19 protein-coding genes are annotated in these 17985 nt (G+C 41.5%); 10 read left to right on the plus strand and 9 right to left on the minus strand.

Annotated features, from left to right (window positions below):
• Positions 1 to 72: 72 nt before the first annotated feature.
• From GS399_RS04225 to GS399_RS04235, 3 genes are all read right to left on the minus strand, one after another.
• Positions 73 to 963, minus strand: coding sequence for a sugar phosphate isomerase/epimerase family protein (locus GS399_RS04225; RefSeq protein ID WP_160843348.1), 891 nt, complete (start codon positions 961 to 963; stop codon positions 73 to 75).
• Between the two features lie 18 nt (positions 964 to 981).
• Positions 982 to 1824, minus strand: coding sequence for a sugar phosphate isomerase/epimerase family protein (locus GS399_RS04230; protein ID WP_160843349.1), 843 nt, complete (start codon positions 1822 to 1824; stop codon positions 982 to 984).
• Positions 1825 to 1925: 101 nt separating this feature from the next.
• Entirely contained in the window at positions 1926 to 2354 is a 429-nt protein-coding gene (locus tag GS399_RS04235) for an SRPBCC family protein (RefSeq protein ID WP_160843350.1), read from the minus strand.
• 201 nt (positions 2355 to 2555) lie between these two features.
• On the opposite strand from GS399_RS04235, the gene GS399_RS04240 reads away from it, so the two are divergent.
• Positions 2556 to 3395, plus strand: a complete 840-nt coding sequence (locus GS399_RS04240; RefSeq protein ID WP_160843351.1) for a DUF2911 domain-containing protein — start codon at positions 2556 to 2558, stop codon at positions 3393 to 3395.
• 52 nt (positions 3396 to 3447) lie between these two features.
• Here the strand turns inward: GS399_RS04240 and GS399_RS04245 are convergent, their stop codons facing one another.
• On the minus strand, positions 3448 to 4137 hold the full coding sequence (locus tag GS399_RS04245; protein WP_160843352.1) for a GNAT family N-acetyltransferase: 690 nt from the start codon (positions 4135 to 4137) through the stop codon (positions 3448 to 3450).
• A gap of 17 nt (positions 4138 to 4154) precedes the next feature.
• Positions 4155 to 5522 carry an APC family permease gene (locus tag GS399_RS04250; RefSeq protein WP_160843353.1) on the minus strand — a complete coding sequence of 456 codons (1368 nt, stop codon included), beginning with the start codon at positions 5520 to 5522 and terminating at the stop codon, positions 4155 to 4157.
• Between the two features lie 181 nt (positions 5523 to 5703).
• Between GS399_RS04250 and GS399_RS04255 the strand changes: the two genes are divergently transcribed.
• Complete coding sequence (locus GS399_RS04255) at positions 5704 to 6309, plus strand: alpha-ketoglutarate-dependent dioxygenase AlkB family protein (RefSeq protein WP_160843354.1); 606 nt, start codon at positions 5704 to 5706, stop codon at positions 6307 to 6309.
• Between the two features lie 4 nt (positions 6310 to 6313).
• Here the strand turns inward: GS399_RS04255 and GS399_RS04260 are convergent, their stop codons facing one another.
• On the minus strand, positions 6314 to 7081 hold the full coding sequence (locus GS399_RS04260) for a dienelactone hydrolase family protein (protein ID WP_160843355.1): 768 nt from the start codon (positions 7079 to 7081) through the stop codon (positions 6314 to 6316).
• 83 nt (positions 7082 to 7164) lie between these two features.
• On the opposite strand from GS399_RS04260, the gene GS399_RS04265 reads away from it, so the two are divergent.
• Positions 7165 to 8676, plus strand: coding sequence for a serine hydrolase (locus GS399_RS04265; RefSeq protein ID WP_160843356.1), 1512 nt, complete (start codon positions 7165 to 7167; stop codon positions 8674 to 8676).
• 239 nt (positions 8677 to 8915) lie between these two features.
• On the opposite strand, the gene GS399_RS04270 is transcribed toward GS399_RS04265, so the two are convergent.
• Positions 8916 to 9122, minus strand: a complete 207-nt coding sequence (locus GS399_RS04270) for a hypothetical protein (RefSeq protein ID WP_160843357.1) — start codon at positions 9120 to 9122, stop codon at positions 8916 to 8918.
• A 95-nt stretch (positions 9123 to 9217) separates the two neighbouring features.
• On the opposite strand from GS399_RS04270, the gene GS399_RS04275 reads away from it, so the two are divergent.
• From GS399_RS04275 to GS399_RS04295, 5 genes are all read left to right on the plus strand, one after another.
• The gene (locus tag GS399_RS04275) at positions 9218 to 10180 is read left to right on the plus strand and encodes a DUF2167 domain-containing protein (protein WP_160843358.1); all 963 of its coding nucleotides are present in this window, start codon (positions 9218 to 9220) and stop codon (positions 10178 to 10180) included.
• Between the two features lie 105 nt (positions 10181 to 10285).
• Positions 10286 to 11284 (plus strand): biotin synthase BioB, encoded by a 999-nt coding sequence (gene bioB / locus GS399_RS04280; RefSeq protein WP_160843359.1) that lies wholly within the window; start codon positions 10286 to 10288, stop codon positions 11282 to 11284.
• A 63-nt stretch (positions 11285 to 11347) separates the two neighbouring features.
• Positions 11348 to 11824, plus strand: coding sequence for a hypothetical protein (locus GS399_RS04285; RefSeq protein WP_160843360.1), 477 nt, complete (start codon positions 11348 to 11350; stop codon positions 11822 to 11824).
• A gap of 103 nt (positions 11825 to 11927) precedes the next feature.
• Positions 11928 to 13010, plus strand: a complete 1083-nt coding sequence (locus tag GS399_RS04290) for a DUF3810 domain-containing protein (RefSeq protein ID WP_160843361.1) — start codon at positions 11928 to 11930, stop codon at positions 13008 to 13010.
• Between the two features lie 26 nt (positions 13011 to 13036).
• On the plus strand, positions 13037 to 14092 hold the full coding sequence (locus GS399_RS04295) for a nucleoid-associated protein (RefSeq protein ID WP_160843362.1): 1056 nt from the start codon (positions 13037 to 13039) through the stop codon (positions 14090 to 14092).
• Between the two features lies 1 nt (position 14093).
• Here GS399_RS04295 and GS399_RS04300 read toward each other — a convergent pair whose 3' ends face one another.
• Complete coding sequence (locus GS399_RS04300; RefSeq protein ID WP_160843363.1) at positions 14094 to 14405, minus strand: hypothetical protein; 312 nt, start codon at positions 14403 to 14405, stop codon at positions 14094 to 14096.
• Between the two features lie 116 nt (positions 14406 to 14521).
• On the opposite strand from GS399_RS04300, the gene GS399_RS04305 reads away from it, so the two are divergent.
• Both GS399_RS04305 and GS399_RS04310 read left to right on the plus strand, forming a co-directional pair.
• Entirely contained in the window at positions 14522 to 15616 is a 1095-nt protein-coding gene (locus GS399_RS04305; RefSeq protein WP_160843364.1) for a PQQ-dependent sugar dehydrogenase, read from the plus strand.
• A 10-nt stretch (positions 15617 to 15626) separates the two neighbouring features.
• The gene (locus tag GS399_RS04310; protein ID WP_160843365.1) at positions 15627 to 16451 is read left to right on the plus strand and encodes an ATP-binding protein; all 825 of its coding nucleotides are present in this window, start codon (positions 15627 to 15629) and stop codon (positions 16449 to 16451) included.
• A 48-nt stretch (positions 16452 to 16499) separates the two neighbouring features.
• Here the strand turns inward: GS399_RS04310 and GS399_RS04315 are convergent, their stop codons facing one another.
• Positions 16500 to 17984: an OmpP1/FadL family transporter gene (locus GS399_RS04315; protein ID WP_160843366.1), complete on the minus strand. Its 1485-nt coding sequence runs from the start codon at positions 17982 to 17984 to the stop codon at positions 16500 to 16502.
• Position 17985: the final 1 nt, after the last annotated feature.

Raw genomic sequence — 17985 nt, forward strand, 5'->3', positions numbered from 1 at the left:
GAATCAATATATTGGGATAAAGTCATAAAAAAACCCGCCTGAATTAAGCGGGTTTCAAATCAATACGTGTTATTACACCAGATTGCTCTTGATATAACCAATACTCTTGGTAATACTGTCGAACGGTGATCCAGGAGTTTTATCCTGCTCCACGAAGAAGTATTTCATTCCTGATTTACCGGCATTAGCAAATATCTTTTTGAAGTCGATCGAACCGCTGCCTACTTCCGCGAAACTGTGTTCAGGTGTTTTATCCATGTCCTTCACATGCCATAGCGGGAATCTTCCCGGATGCTTGTTAAACAGTTCGACAGGATCATGGCCGGCTTTGGTTGCCCAATATAAATCCAGCTCCATTTTTACCAGGTTTGCATCGGTATTATTTAACAAAACGTCATAAGGAAGCTTGCCATCTTCAGCCTGGAATTCAAAATCATGATTGTGATAGCAGAATTGGATTCCTGCTTTTTTACAGGTTTCTCCCGCCTTGTTAAAGTTTTCTGCCAGTTTTTTGTAGTTATCAAGGTTGCCGCGCTCATCCGGCATCAGGTAAGCGCAAACCATGTATTTGATGCCGACCGCTGCTGCATCATCAACGGCTTTATCCCATTCATGCAGCAAAGTTCCTTTTAAATCGTTGCCGTTCATTTTTGCTTGCCCCAGAATGTAGTGGCTGCTCGGTATGATCAACCCGTTTTTTTTCAGCTCAGCGGCAAATTTTACAGGAGTCATTCCATAAAAGGTTTGAGTGCCGGTATAAGTTGCTCCTTCAACGGAATTATAGCCTATCTGCGCAACTTTCGCCAATGTTCCTGCCGGGTCTTTCGCCATTGCATCACGAACTGTATAAAGCTGCAGCCCGATCAGTTTTCCTTTTTTGCTTTCGGCAAAGAGGGAAGGTGCAACCAGCATCCCTGCAGAGAACAACGCTGTTGACTTGATAAAAGATCTTCTTGTAGTCATAATGTTATAATTGGTTTTTTATTTGTTAATATAATCGTAATCGTATTTGAGACTTTCCAGCGGCTGTGTGCTGTATTCTTCCTGTTCCACAAAAAAATATTTCATACCCGAGGCTGCTTTCATGTCAAGTAAACCTTTGATATCAACGTCACCTTTGCCAAATTCAGTACTGTGCTTTTTAGCTTTGTTCATATCTTTGAGATGCCATAACGGAAAACGTCCCGGATATTTTTTAAAATAGGTTGCAGGATCATTTCCCGTAACAATGAGCCAGCCCAGGTCAAGCTCCATTTGTACAAGCTTCGGATCAGTATTGTCTAATAAGATATCATACAGCGTTTGCCCGTTTTCTTTTTCGAACTCATATTCGTGATTGTGATAACCGAAAATGAGTCCGGCCTTTTTACATTCTTCGCCTGCTTTGTTGAAACGCTCGGCCGCTCGTTTATAATTATCAATTCCTTGAATTTCCACTGGCAAGACTGAGCATACCAGGTAGGTTTGTCCCGCCTCGGCAGCCATGTCAATCGATTGCTGCCATTTCCCGTCGATCTGGACGTGGCCGCTTCTCAGAGTCATTCCCAGGTCGGAGCAGATTTTTTTTATTTCTTTTGGTGTAAGTCCGTAATAATTCCCTTTATCACTTCTCGCCGATTCAATTTCCTTATAACCAATTGCCGCCAGTTGTTTCAAAGTTCCTGCGGCGTCCTTAAGCATGTTTTCGCGAACCGAATAAAGTTGAATCCCGGTTTTAAAATTGGGCTTGTCTTCGTTTGTCTTGCTTTCAGCGATATACGGAAGTATCAGGGATCCAAGGGCCAATCCGCCTGTCAACTTTAAAAAATTGCGCCTGTCCTGCATAAGAGTAGCGTTTAAGATAGATTATCGTTATAATGTGTTAGTTAGACAAGTATAATAAATAAAAGATTAACCGCGCTACACAACTTTATTCAAACGGAGTGCTAGCTCTCAAGTAATTTCTTCATGTTTTGCAGCACTAAAGCCCAGTTCTCTTTCATATGATCAATTTCCTTTTTGGTGGCGATGTTGTCCTGCTGGATTGTTACGATGGTTTGCGCGCCATCGGCCGTTAGCGTATAAATAACGTTGTTATAATTTTCGGGAATATCTTCTTTGCCGCTCATTCCACTTAAGTAGGTGGTATGCAGCTTCTTTTCCGGAATGATGTCAACAATTTCTCCTTTGTCTTCATAGGATTTTCCCTGCCATTCACCGGTATAAGTAATTTTGCTTCTCTTCTTCCAGTCGCTGGTTGCAGTTGTTCCGAAAAGATACTGTTTAATCTGTTCCGGATCAGTTAATGCTTTCCATACTTTTTGTGGCGATGCATTGATTGTTGTGCTGGTTTCAGCAGTTAAATTAGGTTTCATGATAGCTCATATTTAAAAAAACAATACTGGTAATGTTCGTTTTGTTTCAATACCTGCGCTCTCGTTACTGATGTTGACAGTTTATTCCATCCTTTCTTTATCTTAGTGCGTTAATACCAGATTAGGTCGTCGTTACAAAATTCGATTACACTGTCACCGAATTCTGAAAACGGCTTCTAAACCAAAACAAACTAAATTCTCATGAAAACTTTTATTAAAAACATGCTGCCGCTGGTCTTTGCAGCGGCGACTTTGCCATCATTGGCGCAACTCAAACTTCCACAACCAAGTTCAGGACAAACCATTAGTCAGGATTTAGGATTAGGAAAAGTTAACATTACTTATGCCCGACCGAATGTCAAGGGCAGAACAGTATTTGGCGGCCTGGTTCCTTATGGAGAAGTATGGCGTACAGGTGCGAATTCGGCCACCACTATCGAGTTTACAGATAACGTTTCTCTGGCAGGCCATGCGGTTGCTCCGGGTACTTATGGATTGTTTACTATTCCCGGAAAAAGCGAATGGACAATTATACTGAACAAGACAGCAAAACAATGGGGCGCTTATGAATACAAAAAGGAAGACGATGTACTGCGTTTTACCGTCAAGGCTTCAACTGTGAGTCCTGCTGTCGAGACATTCACTATCCAGTTTTCAGACGTAAAGGAAAAAACGGCGAACATGGATATTTGCTGGGATAAAACAAAAGTAAGCGTACCTCTCTCAACGGATATTGACGTAAAAGTGATGGCAAACATCGAAGAGGCGATGAAAGGTGAGAAAAAACCTTATATGCAGGCAGCGATGTATTATTACGACAATAATAAGGATATGAAAAAGGCCCTTGAATGGGTAAACGAGGCGGATAAAGCCAATCCTAAAGAATTCTATATTAAATACTGGAAGGCAAGGATCTTGCTGAAAAATGGTGATAAACAAGGCGCCATTGCTACAGCGCAAGAAGGTGTTCAGCTGGCAAAAGATGCAAAAACAGATGAATATGTTCGTTTGAACGAGTCGGTAATTGCCCAGGCAAAATAGTTAGCTTTTTTCTTTGATAAACGAAGGGCTGGTTTTAACCGGCCCTTTTTGTTTATAAGTCGGCTTTTTCAAGGATGTAAACCAGCATATTTTTTCTTAGCCGAAATCCTAATCTTTCATAAAGAGCGATAGCACGGGTATTTGTCGAGAAGGTATGTAAGAAAGGTATGCGTGAATTATCAACTATATTCCGGATCTGGCGCTGAATGAGGATTCCCGCGTAGCCTTTACCCAGGTGATCAGGATGGGTACATACCGCGCTGACTTCCGTGTAAGGGTCAGGCTGCATTCGTTGGCCGGTCATAGCAACTAATTGTGATCCTTCAAAAATACCTTCGTAGTTGCCGAAGTCGATAGTTCGTGAAAAAAACGGGCCTGGATTGGTGAGCGCCGTTAAATCAAGCATTGCAGGAATATGAACATCCGTTAAAGGAACTACTTCCTTGCTAAATTCAGTTCCAGGCAGTTCTTGCTCGTTAAATACCATTTGTACGAGATCTTTTTTTGCCTTTACCAGCCAGCCTTCGGGGATTTTTATTTCGCCTGGGGTGAACAATACAACCACTCGTTGTGCGGCAACCTGATCGCGCAAATTAAGCAGGTCGTTTTCACTGTTATCTTTCAGTCCGGCGAAGCCTGCAACGGAGACGTCGAAAAATTTTGCCTGCTCACTTCCATGTGCGAGGTTTTGGTTTCCGGAAATCAATGCGTTCCATATCGGATTGTCTAATAGATGCTTCATAGTATGCCATTTTTGCTTCAGGCCGTTTGCTTTAGATCGTTATTTGTTTCCGGGCGTTTAAACGGCCAGTCGCTGTTAATTTTTGCTTTTATAAAATAGACAGTCAGCCCGATCGCTGTTACCGTTAATCCGGAAAGCATAAGTGTAAAGCCTGTTGAGATTAAAATGCAAATCCATAGAATGATTGCTATGTAAACGAAGATAGGGAACAAGGGCATTTTGTACGGAAACATATTCGCCGATCGTTTCTTTCTCAACAAAATCAACCCTATAGCCTGACCAATAAATTGCACTAAAATGCGCATGGCGAGAATTGCACTAATAACATCGCCCAATCGAAAAAGCAGACTGAATACGAAAGCCACACCACCCAATACCAATAAGGAAACATGCGGAAAATTTTTGGTAGGGTGCACCTTTGCAAACATTTTGAAAAAAGCGCCATCCTTAGCGGCGGCATAGGGGATACGGCTATACCCTAATGTTGCTGAAAATACTGAAGCGAAGGCCACCCACAAAATCAGGCAGGTAATAACAATGGCTGCCTTTTCTCCCGCGAGCTCTTTCATAAATAAGCTTACTACAAACTGGCTATTCTTCGCGTGCTCCCAGGGAATGACACTTACGATGCTGACGTTCATCATGAGATACAGTAAGGCTATTCCAGCAATGGATAAAAACATGCTTTTGGGAATATTTATAGAAGGATTTTTGATTTCGCCGCCTAAGTGACACACATTATAATAACCCAGATAGCTGTATACCGATTTGACGCTGGCGAAACCCAGAGCAGTAACAAACGCATAATTGAGCTGCAATCCGTCATTGATATGTTCTATCGGTTTTGAAAAATTGCCATGAGCGAGTCCCGAACCAATTATGATCGCCATTGTAAGCAATACGCCGGCCCAGAGAAAGACGCTTATTTTGCCGATAGCCTCAGTTTTCCGGTAAAGTAGAACGACAATCAGAACTACGACAGCGCCGCTTACGGCTTTTGATTCAATGGTTGTCAGTGGAACCAGGTACGAGAAATAAGCTGCAAATCCGATGGCGGCTGAAGCGATAACCAGGGGAGCCTGGATCATCGTTTGCCATACAAACAGAAAACTCATCATTTTGCCCGCACCTTTTTCGCCGTAAGCTGCTTTCAGAAAGTTATAACTTCCGCCGGCTTCGGGAAAAGCGGCACCAAGCTCACTCCAGATCATTGCATCAACAAATGACAGAATTGCTCCGGCTACCCAGGCATATAAAAAGTAGGGGCCGTTCATCATTCCAATCACCATCGGTAACGTAATAAATGGCCCGATTCCAACCATATCGGTCATGTTGATCGCGGTAGCCTGTAGTAAACCTAAGCGCCGTTGTAAATGTTGATACATGAACTTTAAATCTTTGGGAAAGATAAGCGATTGCTGCAAAGTATCCTGTCATTAAAGTATCAAGCTTGTCTTAAGATTTCAAAGGTTAAATCGGTTTACTGGCGCCTTATTGGTAATTTCGTGCTTAATGCGATGCTCGCCGTGGCCTGTATCATCATACAATCAAGCAGGATTAACCCTTATGAACCAGTTAACTTTTTTTGAAAATAAAGCTTTGTCGATCCCCGACGAACTTGCATCTTATCATAATGCGTTCTTCAGCACCGCGGAAAGTATGGGTTACTTAGACAGACTTACAACGGTCACTCCCTGGAATCAGGAGACTATTCATATGTATGGCAAAATGTTAAAGACGCCCAGGTTAACAGCCTGGTACGGAGATGAGGAAAGTATTTACCAATTTTCAGGTAACAAATATCACCCTTTAAAATGGACTCCGGATTTATTGTCACTTAAAGAAAAAGTAGAACAAAAGGCCGGTGAAAAATTCAACAGTGTGTTGTTGAACTTTTATCGCGATGGCAACGATTCCGTTTCCTGGCATAGTGATGATGAACCCGAGCTGGGTACGAATCCGGTAATTGCTTCAGTAAGTTTTGGTCAGCCAAGGCGATTTGATATCCGCAATAAGAGTGATCATCAACACAAGTTTTCAATTGAGCTGGAAAATGGCTCGTTGCTGGTAATGAAGGGGGATATGCAGAAAAACTGGGAACACCGTGTGCCAAAATCAATCAGGCCTATGAAGCATCGGATTAACTTGACTTTCAGAATGATAAATACTTAGATCGCTAGAATATTTCTTTCAAGAAAACCAGCATATATTCCCATGATCGTTTGTCAGCCTGCTCGTTATAAGCTGCGCCTTTTGAAGGATCAGTTCCCGCGGCCGGATCTGTAAACGCGTGAACAGCGTTTGGCAGATAAATCATCTGCCAGTCAGCCTTAGCCGTTTTCATTTCCTGCTGGAAGGCCTTGATTTCTTGTTCTGATTCATAAGGGTCGTTAGCTCCATGAAGGATCAGGAGCTTTGGTTTTATCGGATTAATTGTCCTGGAAGAATCTCTGCCTAGCCCTCCATGAAAAGAAATAACGGCTTTAACCGGAAAGTTCTCCCTGGCACATTCGATAGCGCCGGTTCCGCCGAAACAGTAGCCCATAACGGCAATTTGGCTCGGACTTGCACCCTGTTTTATAAGTGTGTTCAGCGCGGCTTTAATTCGCTCATGATATTTTTCAATATTGCTTTTATAATAACCAGCAAGCTTTCCGGCTTCCTGTGGGTTTTTAGGTTGATTTCCATCACCATAAATATCTGCAGCCAGCACATGGTAACCTAATTTAGATAAACGTTGGGCCGTTGTTTTTTCATGAGCCGTGATTCCCATCCATGCTGGCAAAATGAGAATTCCCGCCGAATTGCTTTTACCGGTTGGAGCTGCATAAAAGCCGTTCAGTTTTGCCGAACCCTCCGTATATGCTAGCACTTTTCCTTGTCCACGCAAATTGCCTGTGCAAATAGTCATTATCGCGATAGCGAAAAGAATCTTTATTTTCATCTTTATTCGTAATATTAATTTCGGAAACACTGACGGTTTTTATACCGCTTGTATCAATTAAATTTACAGCTTATACCATCGTAATGAAGAAAAAGTTGCTACTTATTTTCCTGGTTGCAGTCGTCCTGCAGTCTAGCGCACAGCCGGCATTTGTTAAAGACAGCCTTGACGCCTATATCAACGAAGGGTTGAAACAGTGGAACATTCCGGGCTTAGCTATTGCCATAATTAAAGACGGCAAAACGGTTGTTATGAAAGGGTATGGATATCGCGATGTAAAGACTAAACAGCCGGTGGATGAAAATACCTTGTTTATGATTGCCAGCAACAGCAAGCTTTTTACAGGAACGGCTTTAGCGAAACTGGAATTTGACAAAAAACTATCGCTCGACGACAAGATCACAAAATATTTTCCTGGCTATTCAGTATACGATTCTGCCACGACAAACCTGCTTACGATTAAGGATATGCTGGGACATCACCTGGGTACTAAAACCTTCCAGGGAGATTTTACTTTTTGGAACGCTTCTTTATCGCGGCAGCAAATTATGGAAAAGATGAAACTCCTTAAACCGGCAGGTTCCTTCCGTCAGAGCTACGGCTATTGTAACAGCTGCTTTTTAACCGCTGGCGAGGTTATTCCTGTTGTAAGCGGCATCAGTTGGGAGGAGTATATTCAACAAAACATTCTTTCGCCGTTAAATATGACAAACACTTACCCTTTAAGCGCAGGCATTTCGCAAAGAACAAATGTCTCAAAACCTTATACAACAGCTTTCAGCGGTACATTAACAGAGCTTCCGTATGATCAGGTGGATAATCTGGCTCCGGCAGGAAGTATCGTAAGTAGTGTTAAGGATGTTGCTAAATGGCTGAGCATGCAACTTGACAGCGGTAAATTTGAAGGCCGGCAGGTTTTGCCATGGAGTGTGATACAACGGACAAGAGACGCCAATACCCTGATAAGTACCCGCAAAAACAGGTTGTACCCGAGCCACTTTACAACCTATGGACTGGGAGTTTTTGAAACAGACTATAGCGGAAGGCAGATCTTCTGGCATACAGGCGGCGCCGATGGATTCGTAACCAATACATGCTTTGTTCCCGAAGAGAAGCTGGCAATTACAATTCTTACCAATAATGATAATCAGAATTTTTTCGAAGCATTGCGTTACCAGGTTTTGGATGCTTATTTAAACCGGCCTTTCATTGACCGCAGCCAGGAGCAATTGAAATTTTTTACTGCTGAAAATGACGAAGTGCTAAACACTGTAAAGTCACTAAAAGCCAGAGTTAAAGCAAACAAACCAGAGCTCCCGCTTAATGCTTACATTGGAAATTACTCAAATACATTATATGGCGCTATCTCCGTTGAAGCCAAAGGAAAAAACCTTGTTGTTCAATTTAAGGGGCATAGAGATCTGACTGCCAGCCTTCAATATATGGATAACGGGGAATGGCTTTTATCTTACAGTAATCCTGCTTTCGGGATTTTTCCGTTAAAATTTAAAATACAGAATGATAAAGTTGTTTCGACGGATATCAAAGTAAATGATTTCCTGGAATATGACCCTTATACTTTTGTGAAAAATTAGCATCGCTCATAGTGATAAAGGCCGAATTGCTTAAAATGGTGAGTAAAATATTTGCCGTGCCAGGTAGGCCATTCCTGGTAGTTCATTGGTCCGAAACCACCGTGAATTACCATCGCATCCGACGTTTTAAAAAATGAATGAAATCTTCATCCCGTAATAACTGTACTATCGCGGTCTGCAGATCTGGGTATAAATTGTTCTTCAGCAAAGGCACGAGACTGACATTTTTCGGGATTTCCTCATCCGTATAAATTCCCCATTGTTTCTGCTTGTTCTGGGGATCGTTCGCAAAACGGCACCTTTTTTCTGTTTGAGTACTGAATCTGGTCAATCAAATGTTCAATCATTTGCTGCGCCGTCATATTTCCCCATAGCGGTGTGGCGTCAAATTTAAGCCTGGATAATAAGTTTTTAAGATGTTGCTGATCTGATATTTTTAAAAACATTGGTTAACTGGCCACGACGTTTTTTGCTTTTCAAATTTGAATTTTTAATTGATGGTAAAAATAGTATTATTGACTAACCTAAATTACTTATCAAAATGAAAATTAGCCTGATTTTCGCAACAACGTTAATTAGCGTTGCTTGCCAAGCCCTCGCAAAAGACGTTGATTCTATCCAGATCAAAAGAACCCAGATCGAAAAAAGCTTCCATTATCAAACCGGAACAGTTAAGCTGGAAACGAACAATGCAACACTTAACGTGCCACAGGGATTTAAATTCCTGAATAAAAAAGAAGGCATGGTTGTTTTGTCAGATATATGGAATAACCCACCAGACAGTACCATACTAGGTTTGTTGGTTCCTGCCAAAACAGGCGTTACAAGTCCTGATAGTTGGGCATTTGTCCTGAGCTTTGACAAAATGGGTTATGTGAAAGATGACGATGCTGAGAGCATTAATTATGACGATCTGTTAAAAGAACAGCAGAAGAACACAGAGGATGCTAATTCCTATCGGATTGCTAACGGGTACGAAAAAATTCAATTAGTTGGTTGGGCATCTGCACCTTTTTACGATAAAAATGCAAATACACTGCATTGGGCGAAGGAAATAAAGTTTGGAACAGATTCAACGAACACCCTGAATTACAACATCCGTATTTTAGGGAGAAAAGGAATTTTTTTGCTGAACGCCGTCGCCGGTATGGATCAGTTACCTCTCGTTAAACAGAATATTGACAAAGTTATCCAAAGTGTGGAGTTTGATAAAGGCCACCGTTATGCTGATTTTGTTCCCGAAGTTGATAATGTGGCCGCCTGGACGGTTGGTGGGCTGGTTGCGGGCAAGGTTTTAGCAAAAGCCGGTTTTTTTGTTTTGCTACTTAAATTTTGGAAGTTATTGCTGGTAGGGATCGCAGCCGCTGTTGGTGCCGTTAAACGATTTTTTGGGGGCAGGAAAAATACTGATTCAATTATCGAAGCAGAGCCTTTGCAAATACAGGAAACTTCTAAAACGGAAGAACTTGCCGACGATGCCGATCAGGAAAAAGAAAGAGAATAAAGAAGATTGTTCAGTAATTACGTGAAATAATTTTGCCCGATTATTTCTATTGCCGCTAATTTCTTCGTTACGTTTATATTTGCTGATCAAACAGCAATCAAAACCATGACTGAAATAAGAACAAATTGGACAAAAGAAGAAATTTCAGAAATATATTACGGCCCTTTACTTGACTTAATTTATCGCGCCGCCACGGTACATCGCGAGAACGCAGATTATTCGGAAGTGCAGATCAGCAGCCTGATTTCAATTAAAACAGGCGGCTGTCCGGAAGATTGCGCGTATTGCCCACAGGCTGCTCGTTATAACACAGGTGTCGATGTTCATGGAATGATGTCGGTTGCGCAGGTTACCGATGCCGCGGTTAAGGCTAAAAATGGCGGTGCATCCCGTTTATGTATGGGTGCCGCATGGCGGGAAGTTCGTGATAACCGTGATTTTGATAAGGTGATAGACATGGTAAGGGCAGTGAATGAACTCGATATGGAAGTGTGCTGCACGCTGGGCATGCTTACAGAATCGCAGGCACAACGCCTGGCAGATGCAGGTTTGTATGCATATAATCATAATCTCGACACATCAGAAGATGATTATAAACGAATTATCACGACGCGCACTTACGACGATCGTTTAAAAACAATTGAAAATGCTCGAAAAGCAAAGCTGACAGTTTGCAGTGGTGGTATCATTGGCTTGGGTGAAACAGTGGAAGATCGCATCTCCATGCTTAAAACACTTTCAAATATGCCAAAGCATCCCGAGTCGGTCCCAATAAACGCATTGGTTCCGGTGAAGGGAACACCGCTTGCAGATCAGCCGCGTGTTCCGGTTTGGGATATGGTGCGCATGATTGCTACAGCACGAATCATTATGCCGAAAACCGTTGTCAGGTTGTCTGCTGGCCGTACAGAGATGAGCATAACAGATCAGGCGTTATGCTTTATGGCCGGTGCGAATTCAATATTTGCCGGTGATAAATTGCTGACTACACCTAATCCGGCGTTTACCGAGGATATGCAGATGTTTGAATTACTGGGATTAAAGCCACGCGAAGCTTTTAAAAACGGCCGCCCGCAGACGAGGCAAGAAGCGCTTGCGGGATAATTGTTAAAGTATTCAAATCAAAAATTCGTGTTTGGTGTTTAACGGTATATTAAACAATAAACCATGAAGAGATTAATTTTTTCCTTATTAGCAATAGGTTCAATTGCCGTTATTTTTTCGGCATGCTCATCAACTAAAACAGCCACTGGCACAAGCGTAAGCCGGGGCAAAATCGTGGGAACCTGGACGGTAAGTTCTGTAACTTTCGACGGGCTGTTAGAAAATGCTGTTCAGTCAGCGTTTGATCAGGCTAAACCGAAAGATTTTGAAGGCAGCACCTGGACACTTACAAACAGCGGTAACGGAACTTATGCTTTGGCTAACGGAACCACCCAGAAAATTTACTGGTCGTTTGACAACTCTACGGGTTCGCCTGTGTTTCAGTTCAAAAAAATATTTGAAGGTGATAAAGCGGCAGACGTAGCCAGCGGTTATAAGCTGGTTGTCGCAAATGCCGATGGAAGTTCAATGACACTTAAATCACCTGTTGACAATAACGGAAGTACAGGTTATGTGATTTATTCTTTCACAAAGAAATAGTTAACACTCACATTCTGAAAGCTGCTTCTGCATTACACGGAAGCAGCTTTTTTTATGGACCCATAGCTCGAGTAATTAATTATCTGCATTACGTTATATTCGCATGATGTCAACCAAAAAAAAAGGAATCTTTGCACTGACTTTTTTAATACTGATAATTGTCATCCCTTTTCTTCGCTTTATACCTGATATTGTTGAAGACATCTATTCGCAGATAATTTACCTGGTTCCAGCTTATTTTTTCCAGTATGCTCTCGGCTGGATTCCATTCAGCATCGGCGATATTTTTTACGCTTTGCTGGTTTTGGCTTTCATTCTGACATTGGTCCGTCTACTCATAATGCTTTTTAAAAAGCAATGGAAGAGGGGGTTAAAGCTACTGCTTAATTGCCTGCTGACATTCGAGACCTTGATTTTGCTGTTTTATTTTTCCTGGGGCTTTAACTATTTCCGCGAACCTGCGTCAGTGCGGCTAAATTTAACTGACACAGCTTATACACAAAATGACCTGGAACTTGTAACAGGCAAACTTATCGACAGTACCAACTTATATCGTTCAAAGTTAAAAAAGGCTGATTTTGATAAATCTGATGAGGAGATGTTTTCGGTCGCGAAAATGGCAGTTAACGAATTGTCCAGGAAATCGCCGGTTTATAAGATTTATCACCCGGCAATAAAAAAGTCACTATTTACGCCGCTGCTTAATTATATGGCGACTTCCGGGTATTTTAACCCTTTCACTGGTGAGGCACAGCTGAATTTCGAGATGCCCGTGTTTTTGAAACCTTTTGTAGCCTGCCACGAAATGTCGCACCAGTCAGGCTTTAACCGGGAGGACGAAGCGAATTTTGCAGGATTCGTCGCCGGAATTCATTCGGATGATCGTTTGCTCAAATACTCATCTTACTATGTTGGCGTGCAGGAATTTATGTTTGAAATTAGGCGACGCGATACGCTGGTATACAAGGATTTACGCAACAGGATATCGCCGGCAGTAATGGCGGATTTTAAAACGGATTACGACTACTGGACACGCTATCAGGGGGATGTTACACGTTTTTCGGGAATATTTTACGACCATTTTCTGAAAGCTAATAATCAGAAAGAAGGATTGAAAACTTATAACCGGATGATTAAACTGGTTATGGCTGCTGAATTAAAACAGCGGCGGAATACTGCTTTTTAAGTCCGGAGAATTTATCTTTGCCGGCCATGATATTTTCTTTCGAAGCAGAACTGACGCAGTTGTCGGTACACCGGGTTGGCAATAAATTACAGGATGAGTTTTATGTATTGTCCGATTCGCCGTTACAGATAAGCGATGAAATACTTCCCGGTTTATTGAAACAATACTTTTTACAGGCTTTTGAGAAGCAGAACGAGATTTACCGTTTCTTTCATAGTGCTGACGATCTTGAACTAAATGAAATCTATCATTTTGCCAGCGATGTGTTTTCTAATCCCGCCAGGTTTCATGAAACCAGCCAGCAGATCACCAAATATCTGTATGACGTATCATCGCACCCTAAAATCAAAGGCGGCGAACTTTATATTGCTTATTTTAAAAATATTCAGATTGAAGGCGAGCTGACCGATGCGCTTGGAATTTTTAAATCAGAAACGAAAGAGACCTATCTTAAAATTTACCCGGAAAACGAAGGCTTCCAGATCTCCTATGAGCAGGAAGCGATAAACATCCAGAAACTTGATAAAGGCGCTTTGATCTTCAATATCGAAAAAGAAGAAGGGTACAAGATTTCCGTAATCGATCAGACGAACCGAAGCTCAGAAGCAGTTTACTGGAAGGATGATTTTTTAAAACTTAAAATACGGAATGATCAGTACAATCAAACACAAAATACATTAAGTATCTACAAAAATTTCGTCACGAAAAAGCTCGATGAGGATTTTGAGATTTCCAAAGCCGATAAGATCGATTTATTAAACCGTTCAATGAAGTATTTCAAGGAGAACGAAACCTTCGATATGAATGAGTTTTCCAACGAGGTTATCGGTAACGAACAAGGAATTGAATCATTCAAAAACTTTAAAAGTAGTTATGAAAAGGAGTTTGACACGGAAATTCCAGATAGTTTTCAAATTTCAGAAGCAGCTGTGAAGAAGCAAAGCAGAGTCTATAAAAGTGTCTTAAAACTTGACAAGAACTTCCATATCTATATTCACGGGAATAAGGAACTCATTGAAAAAGGTTTTGATGACAACCGTTCAATGAATTATTATAAAGTTTTCTTTAAGGAAGAGCAATAACCTATTTCGTAGGTGGCGTTCCTTCTTTTGCCGGTTGTTGCGGCCGGTTGTCTACCGGGGCAGTCGGATTAACCGGATTTGGACGCGGGTCATGCGGGTTAGGATTATTTGGGCTTGGTGAAGTCGGAGAGGCCGGTTTAAGATCAATTAGTTTTTTGGCAGTGTCTGCTGTCATACCAGTGGTGTCGGTAATTTTCAACGCATTTTTTCTTCTGTTTGCTTCGGTCGTATTAGTTTTTGGCTTTTTGGTTTGCGCGAAGGCGGCACTTGTGCTCAACGCAATAAGTACCAACGTAATGTAACTGATCTTCATAATAATCTCCTTTAATTACTACAATACTTCGGCAAAACTGTTTGTAAGGTCGTTATAACTAAATCTGCCTCAAATTGTTATCATTTAGGTCAATCGTACACCTAATTCTTACGATTATGAAAGTTTTAATAAAACTGGTACTGTTGCTGGCTATCGCGACCGCCTGCAGAAAATCCGGCTCAGGTACCAGCAGTGAAGGCAATACTTCCGATTCTCTGTCAACAAAAGTTTTAAATGAGAAGCTCAGCTATCCCTGGGAAGTTTTGTGGGGTCCCGATAATATGCTTTGGCTCACAGAGCGAGGCGGCAAAGTTAGCAGAGTAGACCCGGTTACCGGTGTACAAACAACTTTGCTTCAAATTCCCGATGTCAAATCAATGGGCGAGGGTGGACTGCTCGGCATGGTTCTTCACCCTGATTTTTCAAAAAGTCCACAGGTATTCCTGGCTTATAATTACGATAAAAATGGAACGTATACGGAAAAGATTGTCCGGTATGACTACACAAACGGCTCGTTGAATAATCCATTAATTCTGTTGGATAATATTCCCGCAGCCAGCATTCACGACGGTTGCCGGCTAGCGTTTTCCCCGGATAAAAAGCTGTATATCAGTACGGGTGATGCATCGAATTCCGCAAGAGCGCAAGATAAAAATTCCTTATCGGGAAAAATATTCAGAATCAATCCAGACGGTAGCATTCCCGCAGATAACCCCGTTTCGGGAAGCCCGGTATGGTCATACGGACATAGAAATCCGCAAGGCTTGGTTTTCGTCGGCGATAAATTGTTCAGCTCTGAACACGGTAACTCAACCGACGATGAAATCAATATTATTGAAAGGAACAGGAATTTCGGCTGGCCAAATGTAGAAGGTTTTTGTAATACGTCTGCCGAGCAAAGTTTCTGTACATCTAACAATGTTAAAGAACCGATTTATGCCTGGTCGCCAACCATCGCTCCATCTGGATTAGATTATTACAATAGTGATTACCTTCCCCGGCTTAAAAATTCGCTGTTATTGTGTGTTCTTAAAAATCGCGTGTTAATTCAGCTAAAGCTCGATGATTCAAAAAATAAGATCACGGAAACAAAAGAGTTCTTCAAAGATGAATTTGGCAGACTGCGTGACCTATGCATCTCACCCGATGGGAAAATTTATTTTATTACCAGTAACGGAACAAATGATAAATTAGTGGTAATAACTAAATGATAAACTTATTATGAAAAGGAAGTTTTTATTGCTGAGCTGTTTTAGCCTTGCGTTTACAGTGAGTGGCTGGTCGCAACACAAGCTGACTAAAATCTGGGAAACGCCCGACAGCATTATTAATATGCCGGAATCAGTTTTGCCTTACGGGAAGTTCCTGTACGTTTCCGAATTAGGAAATAGCGCTACCGAGAAAGACGGGATCGGAGGCGTTATTAAAATGGATACGAAAGGACAGATCATTAAAAAAGATTTCGTGTCTGGCCTGAACGCGCCAAAAGGACAGGCGATATTCGGCAATAAATTTTACGTTGCTGATCTCGATCAAATCGTTGAGATTGATCTTAAATCCGGGAAACTACTGAAGAAGCACGCCGTAGAGGGAGCGGTTTTTTTGAATGACGTAACTGTTTCGGGCAATGGTATTGTTTATGTTTCTGATACACGGACAAATAAAATTCACAAACTTGAAAATGGCGTTGTTTCTACCTATCTCGAAAATATCAATAAGGCGAATGGCGTAAGGGTAGTTGGCAATTATCTTTACATAGCGGCCGGACAAAATTTATTGAAAGTAAACAGCGAAAAACAAATGACTTTGGTGGCGAAGCTGCCACAGGACGGTGATGGGATAGAGCCAATAGGAAATGGAGATTTCTTGTTCAGCTCCTGGAGCGGTTACATTTATTATGTCGACGCAGATGGCAGATTCCAATTGCTGCTGGACACTCACAACGAGAAAAAGAATACGGCAGATATTGGCTATAACCAGGAAACCGGTACTTTGTATGTGCCAACTTTTAACCGGAAGAGCGTGGAAGCTTATAGGCTCGAATAAAAAAGGCCATTCTTGATCAAGAATGGCCTTCAACTCATTTAAATATTATTAAAATCTGACACCAAGCGTCAGATAAAAATTGTTTGTTTTATTCTCCAGGGCTGCTGCAGGACTAATAGCATTCGCTGGCGAAATATCATACGTCGGATCTAAAGTGTAAGGATAATCGGTTCTTTTAGAAAACACATTAGTGTACGTAAAGTCTAACGATAGATTATTTTTACGATATCCTAAACCTGCACTGTATGTTTCGATTGCACTGCCATTAAATTTTTCAGGATTCGGGCGATAATTATAACCTCCGCGAATGAAAAAATCGTCAAGCTTGCCTTCAATACCTACTCGTGTATTAACAGTCGATTTATAAAGATCTCTTAGATCGCGATTATCTGCCGATTCATCGTAGCCGGCATCTCCGTTGCCACTGATTTTCATCGAAGCGTAATCAACATACTCAATGTCGCCGGTAATAAAACCGTAATTTCCAAGGAAGAAAGCGAGTCCTCCGCTTGCGCGAAATGGAGTCGTCAGATCATAGTTAAATTCGTAATCTTCCGGCCCGTCGGTGTAAGTGTTGCTCTGAACGTAAGCGGTACGCATTCTGTAAGAAGTAACGTCATCAATGCTGTACCAGGTAGGAGTGTTAATCGATGCGCCAATCCTGACAAATTCAACCGGTTTGTATATTACGCCAAATTTTGCACTAAAGCCTGATCCTCTTGTGTCCTGGTCTACAGTGTAGTCGGTGTTATAATCAACATCGTCTACGAACTGATGGCCAGATTCTGAAAAAACATTAGTTGATCTGTAACGAAGACTATTAAAGGAAAGGCCAACACCTAAATAAAGCTTATTGCTGTAATTAGCACCTAACGCTAAATTAAATTCATTTTGTCCACCGGTGGTAGTTCGCTGGTTAATCTGCGTAGAATTTAAATCTGTGTTTGCCTCGTAAACCGGTGGTTGATTGGCTGCGGCGATATTGTCAAATAAATATTCACTATAGCCAAAAGATTGAGGTACTCCGTCAACCCCGAAATTCCGGGCTTGCTCGACCAGATAGTCGGCCAGATTGTTATTGGGATTAACACCACTATAATAAGTATTTTGATAAAAATCATTTGTGCGGCCATAAGAAACGCCGAAATTAAAACCTACAAAACCTTTGGTAAGGTCTGAGCCTTTTCTTTTAGAAGCTTTTCCAGCAAATACCAGCGAAACGTTATTTAGATTAAATTGATTTTTGGTGTCACTATTATTAACATTAAAATAATTTGAATTAACTTTTGATGAGTTTACCTCAGGAGTTAAACTGAATTCAGATTTGGTAAAAAATCCAAGTCCAGCTGGATTAAATCCTACAGAACTGACATCACCGCCAACAGCTGTACCTGCGTTACCAATGGCTTTTATACGCGCTGAAGAACCGGGTTCAAAAGTTGAGAAACGAAAAGCATCCTGACTGTATTGAGCATAGGAAGTTTGAGCAAACGCAACTATTGCGATTGCAATGGGCAAAAATTTAACTTTCATA

The sequence above is a fragment of the Hufsiella arboris genome, assembly GCF_009834875.1.
Classification (GTDB): domain Bacteria; phylum Bacteroidota; class Bacteroidia; order Sphingobacteriales; family Sphingobacteriaceae; genus Hufsiella_A; species Hufsiella_A arboris.

Coding starts and splice junctions, on each gene's coding strand:
- GS399_RS04285 (WP_160843360.1), top strand. CDS start 11,348: ATGAAGAGATTAATTTTTTCCTTATTAGCAATAGGTTCAATTGCCGTT.
- GS399_RS04315 (WP_160843366.1), bottom strand. CDS start 17,984: ATGAAAGTTAAATTTTTGCCCATTGCAATCGCAATAGTTGCGTTTGCT.
- GS399_RS04250 (WP_160843353.1), bottom strand. CDS start 5,522: ATGTATCAACATTTACAACGGCGCTTAGGTTTACTACAGGCTACCGCG.
- GS399_RS04300 (WP_160843363.1), bottom strand. CDS start 14,405: ATGAAGATCAGTTACATTACGTTGGTACTTATTGCGTTGAGCACAAGT.
- GS399_RS04235 (WP_160843350.1), bottom strand. CDS start 2,354: ATGAAACCTAATTTAACTGCTGAAACCAGCACAACAATCAATGCATCG.
- bioB (WP_160843359.1), top strand. CDS start 10,286: ATGACTGAAATAAGAACAAATTGGACAAAAGAAGAAATTTCAGAAATA.
- GS399_RS04270 (WP_160843357.1), bottom strand. CDS start 9,122: ATGTTTTTAAAAATATCAGATCAGCAACATCTTAAAAACTTATTATCC.
- GS399_RS04260 (WP_160843355.1), bottom strand. CDS start 7,081: ATGAAAATAAAGATTCTTTTCGCTATCGCGATAATGACTATTTGCACA.
- GS399_RS04245 (WP_160843352.1), bottom strand. CDS start 4,137: ATGAAGCATCTATTAGACAATCCGATATGGAACGCATTGATTTCCGGA.
- GS399_RS04290 (WP_160843361.1), top strand. CDS start 11,928: ATGATGTCAACCAAAAAAAAAGGAATCTTTGCACTGACTTTTTTAATA.
- GS399_RS04310 (WP_160843365.1), top strand. CDS start 15,627: ATGAAAAGGAAGTTTTTATTGCTGAGCTGTTTTAGCCTTGCGTTTACA.
- GS399_RS04265 (WP_160843356.1), top strand. CDS start 7,165: ATGAAGAAAAAGTTGCTACTTATTTTCCTGGTTGCAGTCGTCCTGCAG.
- GS399_RS04305 (WP_160843364.1), top strand. CDS start 14,522: ATGAAAGTTTTAATAAAACTGGTACTGTTGCTGGCTATCGCGACCGCC.
- GS399_RS04225 (WP_160843348.1), bottom strand. CDS start 963: ATGACTACAAGAAGATCTTTTATCAAGTCAACAGCGTTGTTCTCTGCA.
- GS399_RS04255 (WP_160843354.1), top strand. CDS start 5,704: ATGAACCAGTTAACTTTTTTTGAAAATAAAGCTTTGTCGATCCCCGAC.
- GS399_RS04275 (WP_160843358.1), top strand. CDS start 9,218: ATGAAAATTAGCCTGATTTTCGCAACAACGTTAATTAGCGTTGCTTGC.
- GS399_RS04230 (WP_160843349.1), bottom strand. CDS start 1,824: ATGCAGGACAGGCGCAATTTTTTAAAGTTGACAGGCGGATTGGCCCTT.
- GS399_RS04295 (WP_160843362.1), top strand. CDS start 13,037: ATGATATTTTCTTTCGAAGCAGAACTGACGCAGTTGTCGGTACACCGG.
- GS399_RS04240 (WP_160843351.1), top strand. CDS start 2,556: ATGAAAACTTTTATTAAAAACATGCTGCCGCTGGTCTTTGCAGCGGCG.